This is a genomic window from Microcoleus sp. FACHB-68 (assembly GCF_014695715.1).
GTDB lineage: Bacteria > Cyanobacteriota > Cyanobacteriia > Cyanobacteriales > Oscillatoriaceae > FACHB-68.
This window is the reverse complement of the sequence record NZ_JACJOT010000008.1, coordinates 1,387,630-1,405,307: the sequence shown is the minus strand read 5'-3', so window position 1 is coordinate 1,405,307 and position 17,678 is coordinate 1,387,630. Positions and strand designations below refer to the sequence as shown.

Sequence of the window (17,678 nt, the reverse complement as noted above, 5' to 3'; positions counted from 1 at the left end):
CGGATCGACCGAGGTTTGCGGAATGTTTTAAATTTAACCGCTAACTGGAAACGTTTGAGTATTCTTGCGCTGCTGGGCTTTTTGCTTAGCTGGGCGATGAGCTGTGGACCCCTTCCGGGTGACGGAGGCACCGGCATCAAACCGGCTGCCACAGGACAGCAGGAAGTAGAATTCTGGACAATGCAGCTTAAGCCACAGTTTACAGATTATTTCAACAACCTGATCACTTCTTTTGAAGCCGAAAACCCAAACATCAAAGTCCGCTGGGTGGATGTGGCTTGGTCTGCGATGGAAAGCAAAATTTTAGCCGCTGTTTCAGCCCAGACTGCCCCTGATGTCGTCAACCTCAATCCCAACTTCGCTTCCCTTTTGGCAGGACGCAATGCTTGGATGTATCTTGATTCTAAAGTGCCTGATAATGTGCGTCAGCAATATTTACCCAATATTTGGAAAGCCAACACGTTCAACGGTCAAAGCTTTGGAATTCCTTGGTATCTTACAACTCGCATAACTATTTACAACACCGAGTTATTTAAAAAAGCCGGCATCTCTAAACCCCCAGCAACTTATGCGGAATTGGCGCAAGTTGCCAAACAAATTAAGGAAAAAACCGGCAAATACGCCTTTTTTGTAACCTTTGTGCCAGAAGATTCAGGAGAAGTGCTGGAATCTTTGGTGCAGATGGGCGTCAAACTGGTAGACGACCAAGGGAAAGCTGCTTTTAACACGCCTCAAGGGAAAGCGGCGTTTCAGTATTGGGTAAACCTCTACAAACAAAAGCTAATACCACAGGAAGCCCTCACCCAAGGACACCGACGGGCAATCGAACTTTACCAAGCCGGTGAGACTGCCCTGCTGTCTTCTGGGCCTCAGTTTTTCAAGACAATTGCCCAAAATGCACCGACGATCGCTCAGGTTTCCGTCCCCGCCCCAGAGATCACCGGCCCAACCGGCAAGAAAAATGTTGCGGTAATGAACTTAACGATCCCCAAAGGCACCAATCGGCCTGATGATGCCCTCAAATTTGCCTTATTTGTAACCAATAGTGCCAATCAGTTGGCGTTTGCTAAAGCTGCTAATGTGTTGCCTTCTAACCAGCAGGCACTCAAAGATAGCTACTTCCAAACTCAGCCGGCAAATGCGACTGCAGTGGATAAAGCGCGGGCGATCAGCGCGAATCAACTGAAAAATGCCGAGGTTTTAGTCCCCGCAATGAAGGATAGCAACCAGCTGCAAAAGATTATTTATGACAATTTGCAGGCGGCAATGCTGGATGAGAAGCCGGTGGATCAGGCGGTTGCCGATGCCGCACAAAGTTGGAACCGGCTGAGAGGTTAATTTGGAGATTGCGGCTGGGAACGTTGGCTTTTTAAGAAATCGCCAATCAGATAAAGGGAGCCGCATAAAACGGTTAAACTGTCAATATTTTTGATGGCTGCCTCTACACCGGCTTCCCAGCCAGTAAAGCATCGGCACTCTAGCAACTGGGGGCAAATCATTTGGGCGTGGGTGGCGAGTTCTTCGGGTTCAGCAGAAGCATGATCGGGCACCGGCACGAGATACAATCGATCCCCAGGCCGCAGCAGTGCGTTAAAGATGCCGGTGCGATCCTTGGTAGACAGCATCCCCATTACCCAAATTATCGATTTAACCTCCAAATTCTCGACATACCGGCGCAGAACGCCCGCAGCATCGCCGTTGTGGGCACCATCAATCAATAACGGGCGATCTCGCCATCTCAACCACTGTAGGCGTCCTGGCCAATCTGTTTTAGCCATTCCTGCCGCGATCACCTCATCAGAAATTTGCCATCCCTGCTGCCGCAAAATTTGTAGCGCTGCCATTACTAGCGCCGAATTCCCTAATTGAACATCTCCCGGAATCGGTAACGGATACTTAATACCCTGGGATGTCGCCCACTCAGGCTGCTGGGGTGCTGGGTTGCCAAGATCCGAGGAATACTGACTTTCCCCCTCTCTTGTTTCGCTAACAGCCGGTGCCGGCCACACTGCCACACAGCCAAGTTCAGCAATGCGGTTTTCGACCACAGCCTTTGCTTCGGGAGGTAGCTGTCCTACGACAGCAGGACACCCTGGTTTAAGGATGCCGGCTTTCTCAAAGGCAATATCCGCCAAAGTAGGGCCGAGGCGCTGCCAGTGTTCCCAGCTTATGGAAGTAATGATGCTGACGAGGGGGCGATCACAGACATTTGTTGCATCCAAACGCCCTCCTAACCCAACTTCTACAACGGCGACATCGACTTGCTGCTGGGCGAAATAAAGCCAAGCTGCTGCCGTAATTACTTCAAATTGAGTGGGTGAGGGTTGATCTGGTTGAATGGCGTTTTGCACTTGTACCAGCAACTGCTGCAAATCTTCGGGGGTGATGGGTTGTTCATTGAGACAAATGCGTTCGTACCAATCTACTAAATGAGGAGAGGTGTAACGTCCAACTCGATAGCCGGCTTCTGTCAGTATTGCTGATAAATAAGCGCAAACTGAGCCTTTGCCATTCGTTCCCCCTACATGAATTACAGGGACTTGGTGATGAGGATTGCCTAAGTTGGCTAGCAGTTGCTGAATTCGATCTAGGCCGAGATCGACGCCAAAATGTTCAAACGGCTTGAGAAGAGAATCGATGTTCACGGCTTATCAGGGCTGTCGAGTATTTAAACTGCCAAGAAGACGCCCGCTCAATTGCCTTATATCAAAAGATGAAAGGCGGGCGAAAGAGAACTTGATGTCCCCTTTGTTTAGAATCTATGTTAAGGCAAATCTATAATTTTATTGTGATCTAACGCCTATTTTGAATACTAAACGAGAAGGAATAAACCGGCGTAAAAAAAAGCTAAATAGAGGTATAAATCAATTCAAGATTCTCTGAGTTTTACCAAAAATTCAGTAGATTATCTGCAAGAAACTCAAAACAAACTTTGCTTATTTAGAATTCATGAAGGTAATTTACCTAATATGGATTTTCATGAGATGATCACTCGATCAAATATAAAACCAAAAATTAGAAATGTATTAATTTACCGTTGAGCGACTTTTACAAAGAGAAAATTAAACTGTGTTTACTTTGGTTTGCAAGCTTTGGTTGCAACTAAAAGCAATGAATTCGGGGCGGAAAGTCAACCGCCCCTAACGCGCTTGTTTTGCTTTTAGTCTTGTTTTAACCAGCTAAACATAGCCCGTAAATCTTTGCCCACTTCCTCAATCGGATGTTCGGCTTCTTGCCGGCGCATGGAAGTAAATCCAGGTTTACCGGATTGGTTTTCTAGCACGAACTCACGGGCAAATTGGCCAGATTGAATTTCTTGCAGAACTTTTCGCATCTCAGCGCGGGTTTGGTCGGTGACGATACGTGGACCACGGGTGTAGTCGCCATACTCCGCTGTGTTGGAGATGCTATCGCGCATTTTAGCCAAGCCACCTTCCACAACCAAGTCAACAATTAATTTGACTTCATGCAGACACTCAAAATAGGCTAATTCCGGCTGATAACCGGCAGCCACAAGGGTTTCAAAGCCGGCTTTGATCAGCGCACTCAATCCGCCACACAGCACGACTTGTTCGCCAAATAAGTCGGTTTCCGTTTCTTCCCGGAAGCTGGTTTCTAAGATGCCGGCGCGAGTGCCACCGATGCCTTTTGCGTAAGCCATTGCGCGATCCCGCGCCTGACCTGTTGCATCTTGATAAACTGCAAATAAGCTGGGCACACCTTGTCCCTGCTCATAGGTGCGGCGCACTAAATGGCCTGGGCCTTTGGGGGCAACCATCACCACATCTATATCTTCCGGTGGCACAACTTGGCCAAAATGAATATTAAAGCCGTGAGCAAAGGCTAAAACATTGCCTGCGGTTAAATTCGGCGCAATTTCATTGGTGTAGACAGTTTTCTGCACCTCATCTGGTAACAGGATCATGATGAAGTCAGCTGCCTTCGCGGCATCGGCCACAGTATGAACAGTCAAACCGGCTTTCTCTGCCTTCTGGGCTGACTTACTGCCCGGATACAGCCCGACAATGACGTTTAAGCCGCTATCTTTAAGATTGAGGGCGTGAGCATGACCTTGAGAACCATAGCCGATGATCGCGATGGTTTTATTAGCTAATAGGTCTAAATTGGCGTCGGCGTCGTAGTACATTCGAGCCATAGGGGCTTCTCCTTCCAGCAAGCGTCAAGATTTTGGTAGCAAATCTTGTATTATACCTGCCGGCGGTTACCTGAAAACGCATTGAAGGATTTCAGATTGCCAGTCAATCCAAAACTGGCCCATCCGAAATCCTTCAAATTAACCAACCCTAAAATTTAAAGAGAATTTCTCGGTTTAGGTTCAAAGTTGTGGGCATAAGTCTGTAGCAAAGCACTGACTTGAGTGAGCACTTCGTTACCCGACGACTTGCCTAAAACTTGGCGTTCTGGGAAGAATTCTGGTTGATCGAGGTTGCGGGAGATCGCTTCATTAACTTGAGCAGCGATCAGGGTTTGCAGTTCTTCCTTAGCGCGGGATCGCTGAAAATTCGCCCCTTCCTCCGTTGTGGCATAGAGGGGAGGTAGCCGGTTCAGCGCGTAAGCAGCGATATCTCCTACATCCAGAGTTTGCTCGCTGGTGGCTTCAATTTCTGCAACCCGTGCAATCGCTTCTGAGAGAACCAACTCTTCCATCACATTGATGAATTGTTTGCGAGGTAAAACAACCACCTCACCCGTCAAAAGCGCTCCCATTAGACGATCAAGAGCCATATACTCTTCAATCGACAATTCAGAGGCAGTGTTACAAATGCGGCCTACCTCGGCTTCCATTGCTGGCGTCAGATAGCCATCTTGCAGTGCCTGCTCAACGATTCTTTCAATACTCATAAATTCTTACGCTCCCCGGCACTATCTTAACAGGGCAAACCTGGAATAATCTTGCCCTAAATTCAGCTACGAATGTGACTAAACCCATAAAAAAAGAAGAGTTATTCAAATCCTTGATATCGCCAGGGTACTGGATCGACAGACAAAGCGTGTACATACAGACCCCAGTGTAAATGAGGGCCGGTTGAAGCCCCCGAATTTCCGACAGCACCGATCACTTGACCGGGTTTCACCATATCTCCTTCCTTAACTTTAATGTTGCTCAGATGAAGATAGATAGTTGTCACACCCTGACCGTGGTCAATACCAATGCAGTTTCCGTGAATCACAAATCCGTCGGCTTCACGCCCCACCAAAGCCACTCGACCGGCTGCCGGTGCGACCACTGCTGAACCGTAAGCTCCAGCATAGTCTACACCCCGATGGTAATAATCTTCAGCAAATTTACCATTATAATAGCGGCGAACTCCATAAATTGTAGTAATTTCACCGGCATTAGGCCGCAGAAATGCCCCATTCCAAAACTTTTGCGGAGTTTGTAACTTTTTGAAAGCGTCTACAATATCGAACTCATAATCGCTAACATCTCCATCCTTCCCTGGCGGCAACCAGATGGACTGGGTAGGGAAGTCGCGATCGCGCACCTGCACTGCCAAGTTACGCACCTGACCTTCACCGGCTACCTCAATTTTCCAAGTGCCAGGGCGATCTAACGGTGTTGAGGGCAGCAAAGCCCGATACCGATTTGGGCCTACCGCAAACGTCTGGTAGGTCTTCTGGTTCATTTTTACGGTAGGACTGGCGTTATTATTTGCCGGTTTGTCTAACCGAATCATCACCGACATCGTATCGCCCAGTTGGGGATTTTTCGGACTCAGTTGGACTTGTAGGGCAAGCGCCGGCATTGCCCAGCTAGCCGCGCCGGCAGCAATTCCAACGGTCAAACTTGTCGCAACGCCTAGACGCCGCACCCAAGAAACAGCATCGGCAGCAACTTGTGCAAGGCGTGGGGATGAACCCAGCCCATTATTTGGGAAATTATTGGTTTGATTCAAGATACTCATCATGCGTTGGGATTCAGTCAGCATTGGCAACTAGACTAGCGTTTTGCGGGTTCTGTTTCCAGCCCTTTCTCAGGCTGAGAGGCATAGAACTAAGGGCTAGGAGATAGAGGGGGAGAGTGGGACAAATGCAACTCTTCCCCCATCCCCATGCCCTATGCCCCATGCCCCTCTACACTCTTTACCTAAACTTCTACCCACAATCCCAAAAAACTTTATATTCTGAAGTTTATAGACCTTAATAATTTTTCTCATAAACCTGTGCAAGAAGATTTTAGATTGATCGTTGACTTAGTAACAGTTCTAGCCGCCGCCGCCGCTGGGGGGCTGTTTGCGGCACTCCTGCGACAGCCGGTTTTACTGGGCTATCTGCTAGGTGGGATAATCGTAGGCCCAGCAGGATTAGGACTCATTAAAGAAATCGTGCAGGTCGAAACCCTAGCGCAGTTCGGTGTGGCCTTTTTACTGTTTGCCTTGGGCGTTGAGTTTTCCTTGGCCGAACTTAACAAAGTCAAACGCATCAGTCTGGGAGGGGGCGGGCTGCAAATTGCCCTGACAATTGGGATCACGACCTTAGCATCTGTGGGGATGGGCTGGGTGTCTTCACCGGCACAGGGTGTGTTCTTAGGCGCGATCCTCTCTTTATCTTCAACCGCTGTGGTGCTCAAGTGCCTGATGGAACGCAACGAAACCGCCACACCCCACGGGCAGGTGATGCTGGGAATTTTAGTCGTGCAGGACTTAGCTTTGGGCCTGATGATGGCCGTTCTGCCGGCACTCGACCAGCCACCGGAAGCCTTTGGCATGACCGTTGCTAGTTCCCTGGTACGCCTTGGGTTATTTGCCGCCGGCGCAGTGGCTGCCGGCATCTGGGTTGTCCCCTCGTTGCTGCAATTTTTGGCGAAAACCGAGAGTCGGGAGCTATTTTTGCTGGGAGTGGTTGCCCTGTGCTTGGGCATTGCCCTGCTCACTGATCGTTTGGGCTTTTCTATCGAAATGGGAGCGTTTGTCGCCGGCCTGATGATTTCAGAGGTCGAGTACGCCGACCAAACCCTAACTTATGTCGAACCCGTGCGGGATATCTTTGCTGCCCTATTTTTTGTCTCGGTGGGGATGCTGATTGACCCACTGTTCCTATGGAAAAATCTAGAACTGATCTTGGGACTGGTGGCGCTGGTACTTGTCGGCAAGTTTTTAATTGTCACACCGATTGTCAGGGCGTTTGGCTATCCCCTGAAAACCGCTTTAATTGCCGGCGTGGGTTTAGCGCAGATCGGAGAATTCTCCTTTGTCCTTGCCAGTGAAGGGCAACTGCTGGGTCTGGTTTCCCGCGAAGTTTATTTGCTCATTGTGGGCACAACGGCAGTAACGCTAGTGCTGACACCCTTCGTACTGGGACTGGTGCCGAAGTTATTAGAACTGCCCGTGCTGAAAAAGTATTTCAATCAAGCGGATGTGCCCTTGGAAGTGTCCGCTGAAAAATCGGTGCAAAATCATGTCGTGATCGTAGGCTATGGGCGAGTTGGGCGCAATCTTGTGAAACTGGTGCAAGAACACGGACTGCCGGTGGTGGTGATCGATCAGTCTGAAAGTCAAATTCAGCAGATGCGAGAGGCCGGCGTTAGCTATGTCTATGGCAATGCCGCGAGTTTGCACGTATTAGAAGCCGCTGGGGTAGAACAGGCGCGGGCGATGGCCATTGCGCTGCCTGACGCCATGAGCAGCCGGCTATGCCTCAAGAGAGCCTTGGAACTGGCCCCGGACTTGGATATTGTGGTTCGGGCTAACCGAGATAAAGATATCGAACTGCTGTACCAGTTAGGGGCGCGAGAAGTTGTGCAGCCGGAGTTTGAGGCGAGTTTGGAACTGTCAGCTCATTTGCTGGCCGGCATGGGGTTGCTGCTGCCGGTGATTCAGCGAGAAGTGGCGCAAATCCGCAGCCGGCACTATTTGGATCTGCGACCGGAACGCTCGGCTTCTCAAGTATCGCGGGATTTGCAAGTGGCGGCCAAGGATATGAACAGCAAGTGGTATCCGCTGCCGGAAGGGTCTCCCCTGGCTGGGATGACGCTCGAAGAAACAGACCTGCGCCACCTCACCGGCATCAGTTTGATGGCCATTCGCCGCTCATCTGGGGAGGAAATCGACTATCCAGATTCGCAGACTACACTGTTAGCCGAGGATCGGCTTTTGGTAGTGGGAGAACCGGAAGAACTGGCTGCTTTTGCCCAGTTGGTCAAAGGTGAGGTGGCTGTCCCGCGTGAAAGTATGTCCTGTCAGTGGTTGACGGTGCCAGATGGCAGTCCTGTGGTGGGGACAGCGTTGTCTGAACTGGATCTGCGCCGGCTGCATGGGGTGCAGGTGCAAGCGATCCGGCGAGAGGGTAAGTTTATCCGCTTTCCGAATGGTGAAACCAATTTTCAAGCAGGTGATCGCCTGCTGCTGTGCGGGGGTTTCCATTCGCTCAATCAAGTGCGCCGGATCATCGCGCCATCTCCCCACTTGCCGGTGTTGCAGGTGCCTGTGATCCGAGCGACGGTGAGTGAACCGCTCCAGGAGTTTTTACCGAGTGATAGTTTGCGAGATGGTTGAGTGGGACGCCGGCTCAAAAGGATAGCGCAAAGGGAGGGCCATTTTCCCCCTCTCGATTCAAGATTTGGGCTTGATGTAAACAATTGCGTGCCGCCAAACAATGGTCGGCTGATCCTGCTGATCGAATACACAAACGCAGTTCTCATCTTGCCAGCGAATCTGGCCTGTGAGCAGATCGGCGGTGGTGACTTTAATCTCAACCTGTTTTTTGTCTTTAATTAAATTCTGAACTTGGCGAATGCTGGGCAATCCTGTATTGAACTCAGCCATAATTTAATCCGTCCTGGGGGATAATTTACAAAAAGTTTAAAGATTTGGCGATCAGACATTCAGTTGGCTACTCGCTCTGATGGGTGGCAGTGGGTTTTTATCCGATTTTGGTCAAGGCCGGCAACAGATGAGTTAGGAGAAACGAAGCGCTAGGCGCAAGCACTCTATAATTCCCTTACGGACTTGCAAAATCGCCTCACTGCCCCCCAGAAAGCCGTACAGTAACAGTTGGATGCTGAAAGCGGCTAGCTAAAAGCGGAGAACTCGATGGCAATCGAATTTACAAAGTATCACGGACTTGGCAATGACTTCATTCTGATTGACAATCGCACGTCTTCAGAACCGTGTTTGACACCGGCAGATGCGGTGAAGCTGTGCGATCGTCATTTTGGCATTGGTGCGGATGGTGTGATTTTCGCCTTGCCAGGAGGTGCCGGCACTGACTACACGATGCGGATTTTTAATTCTGACGGTTCTGAGCCAGAGATGTGCGGCAATGGAATTCGCTGTTTGGCTGGGTTCTTAGCCGATCTGGAAGCCGGCGCGGGTGGGGGAGAAGTCGCTTCTTCTCGTTCCTATCGCATCCATACGGGAGCCGGTGTTATTGCTCCCAAAATCCGGCCTGACGGTCAGGTAACTGTGGATATGGGCGAACCTAGGCTTCTCGCTGCTGAAATTCCTACAACCTTGGGTGCACCTGATGAGAAAGTTGTCGATCAGTCTTTGGAAGTTGCCGGTCAATCTTGGTCGGTGACTTGCGTGAGCATGGGCAACCCACACTGCATTACGTTTGTGGAGGATGTCGCGGCGATTTCTCTGGAAGCAATTGGCCCCCTGTTTGAGCATCACTCGGTATTTCCCAAGCGCACAAATACGGAGTTTATTGAAGTGGTGCAACCGGATTACTTAAAAATGCGGGTGTGGGAACGGGGTGCCGGTGTTACGCTGGCTTGTGGCACCGGCGCTTGTGCTGCACTGGTGGCGGGTGTTCTGACAGGCCGGTGTGACCGCACTGCAACGGTGGAACTTCCTGGCGGGTGTTTGCACATTGAATGGTCAGCAACAGATAACCGGCTTTACATGACCGGGCCGGCTGAGCGAGTCTTTACCGGCACTTTATAAGAAATCGGGGGATTTTAGATTTTGAATGAGCGAGCCGTTTAAAATTTACGCGTTCAAAATCTAAAATCTTTAGTCAGTTGGTTTTGTTTTTTACTGATGGTTTGCACTTTTCTCTTCCCTAAGTTATAACCTCGAAGTTTTTTTAAAGCTAAAATGGGACAAGCTTACCCAGGAGGCGTTTGAGCAACGAGTGGTTGAGTTGCTTTCCGGCTCTCTTTGTAACCTCCCTCGATTTAGTACAAACTCTGCTAATGTTAAGCACAGTCAATTGAGTTAATAAGTTTGGATTTTTATTATTTATAGTTTATGAAGTTTTATTGAGCTTGAGTCCAGTAGACTTAAGCAAAACTACAGCAAGATTTAAACTTATTAAAGTTTTGGTAAACCTGACAAAATATTGTAATCATACAATATTTTATTATCAAAAATATTGTATAAATAAAAGAATAGATGTGGAGTGTTTTGATTCACTTTCACAGAAACAAAGAAAAGAAAGCAGTTGTGCATCGGGCTAATCAGCAACCATAGGGGGATTGCAATGGGTGGAGGTATTTATCTCATTCAGGATGATGATCGGCTTGTTGAAATGACAGAACAAGCCTATGACTCAGAAGATCGGCTGCAAGAACTGCTAGAAAAATATCCCAATCTTTTAGCTGGAGACCAGATAGATCGCGCGACTCCCCGACGATGGCTATTGATCGCACGAGAGATGGCAATCCCGGAAGAAGAGGGGAATGGAAAGTGGTCGCTTGATCATTTGTTTCTCGATCAGAATGCAATTCCCACCCTTGTAGAAGTCAAAAGCAGTAACGACAGCCGCAGCCGGCGAGAAGTCATGGGCCAGATGCTTGACTATGCGGCGAATGTCGTCATTTACTGGCCGGTTGAGTCAATTGTTGTCCAGTTTGAATCGAACTGTCGAGATCAAGGTCGCGATCCCGAACAGATATTTGAAGAATTTTTAGGATCTGACGCTGATGAAGAATTGTTTTGGCAAAAAGTTAAAACGAATTTACAAGCCGGTAAAGTTCGTTTAGCTTTTGTAGCGGATGACATTTCCCCAGAATTGCAACGGGTGGTGGAGTTTCTTAACGAACAAATGGACCCTACAGAAGTGCTGGCTGTGGAAATCAAACAATATGTAAGTGAGAACGGTTTAAAAACTTTAGTGCCTAGAATCATCGGCCAAACAGCGGAAGCCCAACACAAAAAATCTAGTGCAACTCGTGAGAGAAGACGGTGGGATGAAGTTTCATTCTTCCAAGAATTTGCAGCTAGACAAGGCAGAGATGAGGCTAAGATTGCCAAAAAAATCTATGAATGGGCGCGTGAGCAAGAACCTGACGTAAGCGTTCAGTGGGGCACCGGCGACACATACGGGGGCTTTGCAGCCAAGCTAAAGCATAAGGGAATATTACTGCCTGAACTTTTCACGGTAGATATTGCTGGCCAACTAGAAATTTCTTCTAGCAACTACGCCTCACAACGGCCTTTTAATTCTGAAGAGAAATGGCTGGAACTCAGAAACCAACTGAGTTCCATCGGTCTGTCTCTACCCGCTGATCCCAGCGAAAGAAGATTACCCAGTTTGCGTTTGTCTACCTTGCAAGATGAAACGACACTCCAGCAAGTCATGGCAACATTTGAGTGGGTCGTTGACCAAATTACTGGGTAAAAACAGAGCATTTCGCCTCAATTCCTTGTCCTCAGTCTCTATCCGTTGCTAAAGACTGAGGATAAGGGACGGCTGAGTTATTCAAGTTCGTCCATCGTGGCTTTAAACCCCTGCCTTTTCAGCTTTTCCATCATTTCATCGGCATTATCTCGTGAGCTGAAGACGCCGGCTTGCATCACCACCCGACCGTTGAGGAATGTGCGAAATGCCTCTGGAACAAGCGCTCTCACACGAGCTTGCTCTCGCTCACCACTGGTTTCAACGATTACTCGATAGCGCAGCGCCGCAGATCCACCACCGGCAGCCGCCGGTGGGGAAGCACCATCTCCCAAGGGGATATCAGGGCCAGGAACCGGCAGGACTGCTGGGGCTGCGGCTTGTGCGCTGGGAGGCGGTGGGGCGAGAATGGGCAGCGTTGACAGGCTTTCAGAAGGCGACACTCGGCTGGCGCTGGCTGATGAGGGTGGAGGAACGGGGATGTCAATCGCGGCTTGTGAGGCACTCACCGGCTTGTAGGGGCGTGAGGAAGAGGCGGCAACGGGGGCACCAGTGCGTGCCGGCCTTACAGGTTGGGGATTGCTGGCAACGCTTGGCTGTGCAGGGGTAGCTGCCGGCTGAACGCTGTTTACTGCCGGCTGAGTATTGGTTCTTGCCGATAAACTAGCCGCCCTTGGTTGAGGAAGAACCGGCCTGGGGGCTAAAGCCACCTTGCCGGCTAAATCAATTTGACCGCTTGTGCGATCACTCGACATTTGATTGCCAAAGGCTGGGATCACTTGATTGGAAGCTTTGGCGTTGATATCTAATTGACCATTGTTGCGAAACACATTCTCGCCCCGTTCGCCCCCATTCCCTAAGTCTGGCTGAGCTTGCGCCAGGGCAACAACGCCATCTTGCACATTGCCTTCAATTTGATTGTTCCGCAATACGGGCCGCGCATTGGCTTGCACCAAAACGCCTGATCGGTTGCGGATAATCCGGTTGCCAGTTAACGTCGGCGCGGCATTCTGGCCAATATTGATGCCAAATCCCGTATTTTCAAAAACGTTATCCTGCACTTGAGGCTGGGAAGATCCGTAAATCGTGATTCCGTTCGCCCCATTTTGCTTAAAGTAATTGCCGCGAATCACCGGCGCACTGGTTCCCACCACAGAAATGCCGTCGTGGGTGCTGCCGGTGAAGGTATTATCTGCAACCAGAGGGCTGCTCGATTCCACCCATAAGGCATAACCGCGTGGGTTGGGATTGGTGACAGTCACTCCTGTTAGCCCAGCTTTATCAGCGGCCAAAATGGTAATGTTTTGCGTGGCCACCGAGGGGCTGAGGAAGGCACCGCCCCCGACGATCGTAATATTTTGGCCACGGCTGCGGGGATCACCCTGAACCGTGACACCCGGTTTCAGCATTAGCGGAAACGTTTCGCCGGTTTGAGCATTATAAGTCCCCGGTGCTAATAAAATTACAGTGTTTGGCCCTGCTGCGCTCAAAGCCTGGGTGACGGTTTTGAACGGCGCACTTTCGGCCCCACTGCCGGCTGAGTCCTTCCCAGACGTGGGATTGACATACAGCATGGTGCTGGGTGAGGGTGATTGGGCCATCAAAAGGTCAAGTTGAGGCGCTTCTGGAATCGCCCCAACCGATGGTGTTTGAGCAATAGCGGCTGAGTGAGACAACCAAAGTAAGGCTGTGGCGGCCAATCCTAACCCTGTACGGGCTAGATCCTTACCGACTGGCTGCATCAAGCTGTGGTGCCGGCTGGCGGCTGCGCTACTTTGACAGTTGCGGGAGTATAACAAACTCACGGATCTCCTCCAACGGTGGTTTAGACTTTAACCGATTCTTGATGGACGTGCACCCGCTCAAATGAGACAGTTAAAACAATCTACAGATGGAATGAATCCCGTCTGGTTTACTGAGCAAAGCTGAAAATCATTGCCTCTCATTTTGTCGGATCTGCCAAGTCGGTGCTCATCGCTTAAAAATAATTAAAATAACCAGGAGCAATGGCAAAATTTTAGATTGTCCCTGTTCTGGTCATGGGGTCTCAATTGAGTCTCCAACGGCACCGCACTGCCGGCGGATAATTCTTAACATTGAAAATTCATGGGGGTGTTTTGATGGGCGATCGACATAGCTTGAGTGAAAAGCCGCAAGGCTTTGTGTCCCTAGGGGGTCAGCCGGCCCTCTGCCGCATTTTAGATGCAAACTTAGATCGCGCTCGCGAAGGGTTGAGAATTGTTGAAGAATGGTGCCGGTTCGGTATTAATAGTGCCCAACTTGCTGGGGAGTGCAAACATTTGCGCCAAGAATTGGCAAGCTGGCACACGCCGGAGTTGCGATCAGCAAGAGACACTCCAGGCGATCTGGGAACCGAGTTAAGCCATCCTCAAGAAGAACAGCGATCTAGCATCCAGCAGTTGTTGCAAGCCAATTTTTGCCGTGTGGAAGAAGCCCTGCGGGTAATAGAAGAGTACGGCAAATTGTATCATCCGGATATGGGCGCGACTTTTAAGCAGATGCGCTATCGCGTTTACACCCTGGAAAGCAGCCTACTCGCTTATCACCGGCTTCAACTTCTACTGCGAACGCACCTTTATTTAGTGACTTCTCCTTCAGAACATCTGTTTCCAGTTGTGGAAGCGGCGCTGCAAGGGGGATTAACTTTGGTTCAATATCGAGATAAAAACGCTGACGACGGTGAACGCCTCAGAAATGCTCAAAAGCTGTGCAAGTTATGCCGGCGCTACGGTGCGCTTTTTCTGGTCAACGATCGTGTGGATTTGGCTTTAGCCGTTGAGGCAGATGGGGTTCATTTAGGACAGCAAGATGTGCCAATCGCCCTAGCGCGGCAAATGCTTGGCCCTCAACGCTTAATCGGTCGTTCTACTACGAATCCAGAGGAAATGCAACGAGCGATACAGGAAGGCGCGGATTATATTGGGGTCGGGCCGGTTTATGAAACGCCAACTAAAGCTGGGAAAGCGGCTGCCGGCTTCGATTACATCCGCTACGCCACCAATCACTCACCGATTCCCTGGTTTGCCATTGGGGGAATTGATATGAATAATCTCAATGATGTGCTCAATGCCGGTGCTGATCGCGTTGCAGTGGTACGTGCGATTATGCAAGCCGAACAACCAACCCTGGTGACTCAGTATTTTATCTCCCAATTAACTCGCCTGCAAACGATGCGAGCTTTAAAAAGTGCGGAGGGATAAGTTTACTCTTAGCAATTGCTTACGTGAATGGTTAAAAGTAATTTTTAATCGGCTATTAAGCAATGGCAAATAAACTGGAAAAAATGGCAAGGAACAGATAAACGCTTTTTTAACCTAAAAAATGACGAGTGACACCAGACAAATTAGCCTACAAGTGAATGGGGAAATTCGCACTTGCTCACCCCAAATATCTCTGCCGGCACTGTTGGAGCAAATGGGGATGAACCCGCGTTTAGTGGCGGTGGAGTATAACGGCGAAATTTTACACCGGCAGTTTTGGGAAAACACACAAATGCAGGAAGGAGATCGCCTGGAAATTGTCACGATTGTTGGGGGCGGTTAGCTCGAATTTTTCCCATCGCCGGCAGGGTGCATTTTACAGAAAACCGCTTTAGAACATTAAGCCGGTGATGGAAAATTCAGGGAAAATTTGAGTGATGACGCGCTGCAACCTAAAAATCTACGTCAAGTTTTAACTTAACGACATCTAATTTGTATGGAAAAAATTTAAAAAAGCTAAGAACCCATTTCTTTATAAAGAAAATCAGAATTTGTGAGCCTCTGATTTTAAAGGTGCCGGCAGAAACTGCTAAACGGCTTCTCCTATTCATTTCAACCCATGCCGGCAGCATCCATAAATTCAAACGCAACCGGCTTAGCAGATTAACTGATACTCTTCTTCTTCCTAAAGTACGGATATCTCCCCCAGGGATCTGCCCTGAGATGGCTCCCTAGGGGTGAGAGAAGGCGATAGATTAGAAGGGTGCCATTGCTGACACCCAGCCAAGACCCAAGCTAAGCAGATTGAGCTAGAGAAGCGGCCAAAGCAATCGTCAGTATGGCAACCCCCAAAGCCAGAAAAGCTTTGATCGTCGGAAGAAATAGGGACAATATTTATGCGTAACAAACTGCTTTCGTTAATCAAACCCTTTGTAAAATCCCTGCTGGTGATCGGGCTGGTGATTACCTTAGCCTTCTCTCATGCGGATGGAGCCTTGGCAGCCCGCACCGGCGGACGGATTGGCGGTGGCTCATTTAGTGCCCCCAGTCGCACCTTCTCGTCTCCGCGCACCTACGCACCACCAGGCGGCGGATACTACCCAAGAGGCGGCGGATATTACCCCGGTGGCGGTGGATTTGGCTTTCCCTTCCTGCTTCCCTTCTGGGGCGTCGGCGGTGGATTTGGGGGGATCTTTACGATCTTGATTTTTATCGCAATTGCGAACTTCTTGGTACAAAGCTTCCGTCGCGCCGGCACTTCAGTCGAAGAGCTCGAATACAACAACCCCACGGTTTCTGTGGCGCGAGTGCAAGTGGGACTGCTGGCTGAAGCACGTTCTCTGCAAGGTGAACTAGACGAACTGGCTGAAAGAGCAGACACCGGCACAGCTGCCGGTCGGGCACAAGTTTTGCAAGAAGCCTCCCTCGCTTTATTGCGTCATCCTGAATACTTGTTCTATGGCGCAGCCGAATCGCAGCAAGCTCGCTTAGAATCAGCAGAAGCTAAATTCAACCAACTGTCTTTGACAGAACGCAGCAAATTCACTGCAGAAACTCTTTCCAACGTCAATAACCAACTGCGCGGATCGGAGGCTCAAAACTATCTGCCGGCTGATCAACGCGGTGGAGAATTGGCGAACACGGAAGGGCCGGGAGAATACATTGTCGTCTCGATTATCGTTGCTACCCAAGGCAAACTACAACTGCCGGCGATCAATAGTTCAGACGATTTACGTCAAGCACTGCGTCAAATTGGCGGCATCTCCAGCGAACAACTGTTGGCAGTAGAAATTCTCTGGACACCTCAAGCTGCCGGTGACACCTTAACCTCAGATGACATCATGGCTGAGTATTCTAACCTGAGACTGGTGTAGGAATTAGGGGCTAGGGGCTAATGCTATTCTCAACTTTGTCCTGGCTCCTACCCCTTGCATCTTAGGTAATCTAATTTTTTTCTGTATAGCAGGCAAGAAGCCTGCTATTTTTATGGGAAAAAGCTGTTATTTTAGCGTTTCTTTTGTTCGCCTTGATTGCTTAAATACTGACCGATAAATCCAATCGTTCCTGATCCCAGAATTAGAATCACACTCAGGGCATTAATATCGGGTTTAACGCCGGTTCTAATGCGACTAAAGATTTCCATTGGCAGCGTTGTTGCACCTGTACCGGAAGTGAAACTAGCAATTAAAAAGTCGTCCATGCTGAGGACAAATGCCAAGAGACAACCAGAGATAATTCCTGGCATGAGTTGAGGTAATAGGACTTTAATAAACGCTTCTGCCGGCGTCGCGCCTAAATCAAGGGCAGCTTCCTCTAAATGTGGGTTTAAATCTGCAAGCCGGGTGGAAACAACAAGAGCAATATAAGCCAAGCAAAACACAACATGAGCTGCTACAATCGTCCACAAACTTAAACGAAATTGCAGTGCTGCTAGAAATACCAAAGTAGCCACCGCAATCGCAATATCTGGGATAATTAATGGTAGGTAAGAGATTCCTAGAAATAAGTTTTTACCAGGAAATCGATAACGAGCCAAACCCACCGCCAGCAGGGTGCCGAATATTGCTGAGATGACAACCGCGCTGAAAGCCACCGTCAAACTATTTTGCAGCGCCGTTAAAATTCGTTTGTCACTAAAGAGTTTGAGATACCAATCCCAGGTAAATCCTTTCCAGCCGGCACTGTAGGGAGACTGGTTAACGCTATAAACAGTCAGAACCACAATTGGCAGATACATGAAAACAAACATTACCAGGGAAAAAACAACCTGCCAAGAAACCTGAAATTTAGGTTTAGATTGCACCATATCTACGGGTATCTCCTCCAGTTCATGGCTCACCGTTTCTGTCATACCGATTTTAGAGTTTAGAGTTT

General features: G+C 49.3%; 14 protein-coding genes. 7 read left to right on the top strand and 7 right to left on the bottom strand.

Annotated features, from left to right (window positions below; genetic code table 11):
* Positions 1-96: 96 nt before the first annotated feature.
* Complete coding sequence (locus H6F73_RS14490) at positions 97-1,338, top strand: sugar ABC transporter substrate-binding protein (RefSeq protein WP_242072494.1); 1,242 nt, start codon at positions 97-99, stop codon at positions 1,336-1,338.
* On the opposite strand, the gene H6F73_RS14485 is transcribed toward H6F73_RS14490, so the two are convergent.
* From H6F73_RS14485 to H6F73_RS14470, 4 genes are all read right to left on the bottom strand, one after another.
* Positions 1,335-2,645 (bottom strand): Mur ligase family protein, encoded by a 1,311-nt coding sequence (locus H6F73_RS14485; RefSeq protein ID WP_190759403.1) that lies wholly within the window; start codon positions 2,643-2,645, stop codon positions 1,335-1,337. The two genes, H6F73_RS14490 and H6F73_RS14485, sit on opposite strands and share 4 nt — an antisense overlap.
* 515 nt (positions 2,646-3,160) lie before the next feature.
* On the bottom strand, positions 3,161-4,156 hold the full coding sequence (ilvC, locus tag H6F73_RS14480) for a ketol-acid reductoisomerase (protein ID WP_190759402.1): 996 nt from the start codon (positions 4,154-4,156) through the stop codon (positions 3,161-3,163).
* Positions 4,157-4,311: 155 nt separating this feature from the next.
* Positions 4,312-4,863, bottom strand: a complete 552-nt coding sequence (locus H6F73_RS14475; protein ID WP_190759401.1) for a late competence development ComFB family protein — start codon at positions 4,861-4,863, stop codon at positions 4,312-4,314.
* 101 nt (positions 4,864-4,964) lie between these two features.
* Positions 4,965-5,951 carry a M23 family metallopeptidase gene (locus H6F73_RS14470; protein ID WP_277882610.1) on the bottom strand — a complete coding sequence of 329 codons (987 nt, stop codon included), beginning with the start codon at positions 5,949-5,951 and terminating at the stop codon, positions 4,965-4,967.
* Between the two features lie 252 nt (positions 5,952-6,203).
* Between H6F73_RS14470 and H6F73_RS14465 the strand changes: the two genes are divergently transcribed.
* Positions 6,204-8,516, top strand: coding sequence for a cation:proton antiporter (locus H6F73_RS14465; protein ID WP_242072444.1), 2,313 nt, complete (start codon positions 6,204-6,206; stop codon positions 8,514-8,516).
* A 57-nt stretch (positions 8,517-8,573) separates the two neighbouring features.
* Here H6F73_RS14465 and H6F73_RS14460 read toward each other — a convergent pair whose 3' ends face one another.
* Complete coding sequence (locus tag H6F73_RS14460; protein ID WP_190759399.1) at positions 8,574-8,786, bottom strand: RNA chaperone Hfq; 213 nt, start codon at positions 8,784-8,786, stop codon at positions 8,574-8,576.
* Positions 8,787-9,053: 267 nt separating this feature from the next.
* Here H6F73_RS14460 and dapF point away from each other — a divergent pair, with 267 nt between their 5' ends.
* Together dapF and H6F73_RS14450 are read left to right on the top strand one after the other, a co-directional pair.
* Positions 9,054-9,908 carry a diaminopimelate epimerase gene (dapF, locus tag H6F73_RS14455; protein WP_190759398.1) on the top strand — a complete coding sequence of 285 codons (855 nt, stop codon included), beginning with the start codon at positions 9,054-9,056 and terminating at the stop codon, positions 9,906-9,908.
* A gap of 538 nt (positions 9,909-10,446) precedes the next feature.
* Positions 10,447-11,586 (top strand): hypothetical protein, encoded by a 1,140-nt coding sequence (locus H6F73_RS14450; RefSeq protein ID WP_190759397.1) that lies wholly within the window; start codon positions 10,447-10,449, stop codon positions 11,584-11,586.
* A 77-nt stretch (positions 11,587-11,663) separates the two neighbouring features.
* Here H6F73_RS14450 and H6F73_RS14445 read toward each other — a convergent pair whose 3' ends face one another.
* Positions 11,664-13,388, bottom strand: coding sequence for a DUF1565 domain-containing protein (locus tag H6F73_RS14445; protein ID WP_190759396.1), 1,725 nt, complete (start codon positions 13,386-13,388; stop codon positions 11,664-11,666).
* A gap of 315 nt (positions 13,389-13,703) precedes the next feature.
* Between H6F73_RS14445 and H6F73_RS14440 the strand changes: the two genes are divergently transcribed.
* The 3 genes from H6F73_RS14440 to H6F73_RS14430 all read left to right on the top strand — a co-directional run bounded on the left by H6F73_RS14440 (position 13,704) and on the right by H6F73_RS14430 (position 16,678).
* A complete protein-coding gene (locus H6F73_RS14440; RefSeq protein WP_190759395.1) occupies positions 13,704-14,804 on the top strand; it encodes a thiamine phosphate synthase in 1,101 nt (366 codons plus the stop codon).
* A 121-nt stretch (positions 14,805-14,925) separates the two neighbouring features.
* On the top strand, positions 14,926-15,147 hold the full coding sequence (gene thiS / locus H6F73_RS14435) for a sulfur carrier protein ThiS (RefSeq protein WP_190759394.1): 222 nt from the start codon (positions 14,926-14,928) through the stop codon (positions 15,145-15,147).
* A 553-nt stretch (positions 15,148-15,700) separates the two neighbouring features.
* Positions 15,701-16,678: a DUF1517 domain-containing protein gene (locus tag H6F73_RS14430; RefSeq protein WP_190759393.1), complete on the top strand. Its 978-nt coding sequence runs from the start codon at positions 15,701-15,703 to the stop codon at positions 16,676-16,678.
* A gap of 131 nt (positions 16,679-16,809) precedes the next feature.
* Here H6F73_RS14430 and H6F73_RS14425 read toward each other — a convergent pair whose 3' ends face one another.
* A complete protein-coding gene (locus tag H6F73_RS14425) occupies positions 16,810-17,655 on the bottom strand; it encodes an ABC transporter permease (protein WP_190759392.1) in 846 nt (281 codons plus the stop codon).
* Positions 17,656-17,678 lie beyond the last annotated feature (23 nt).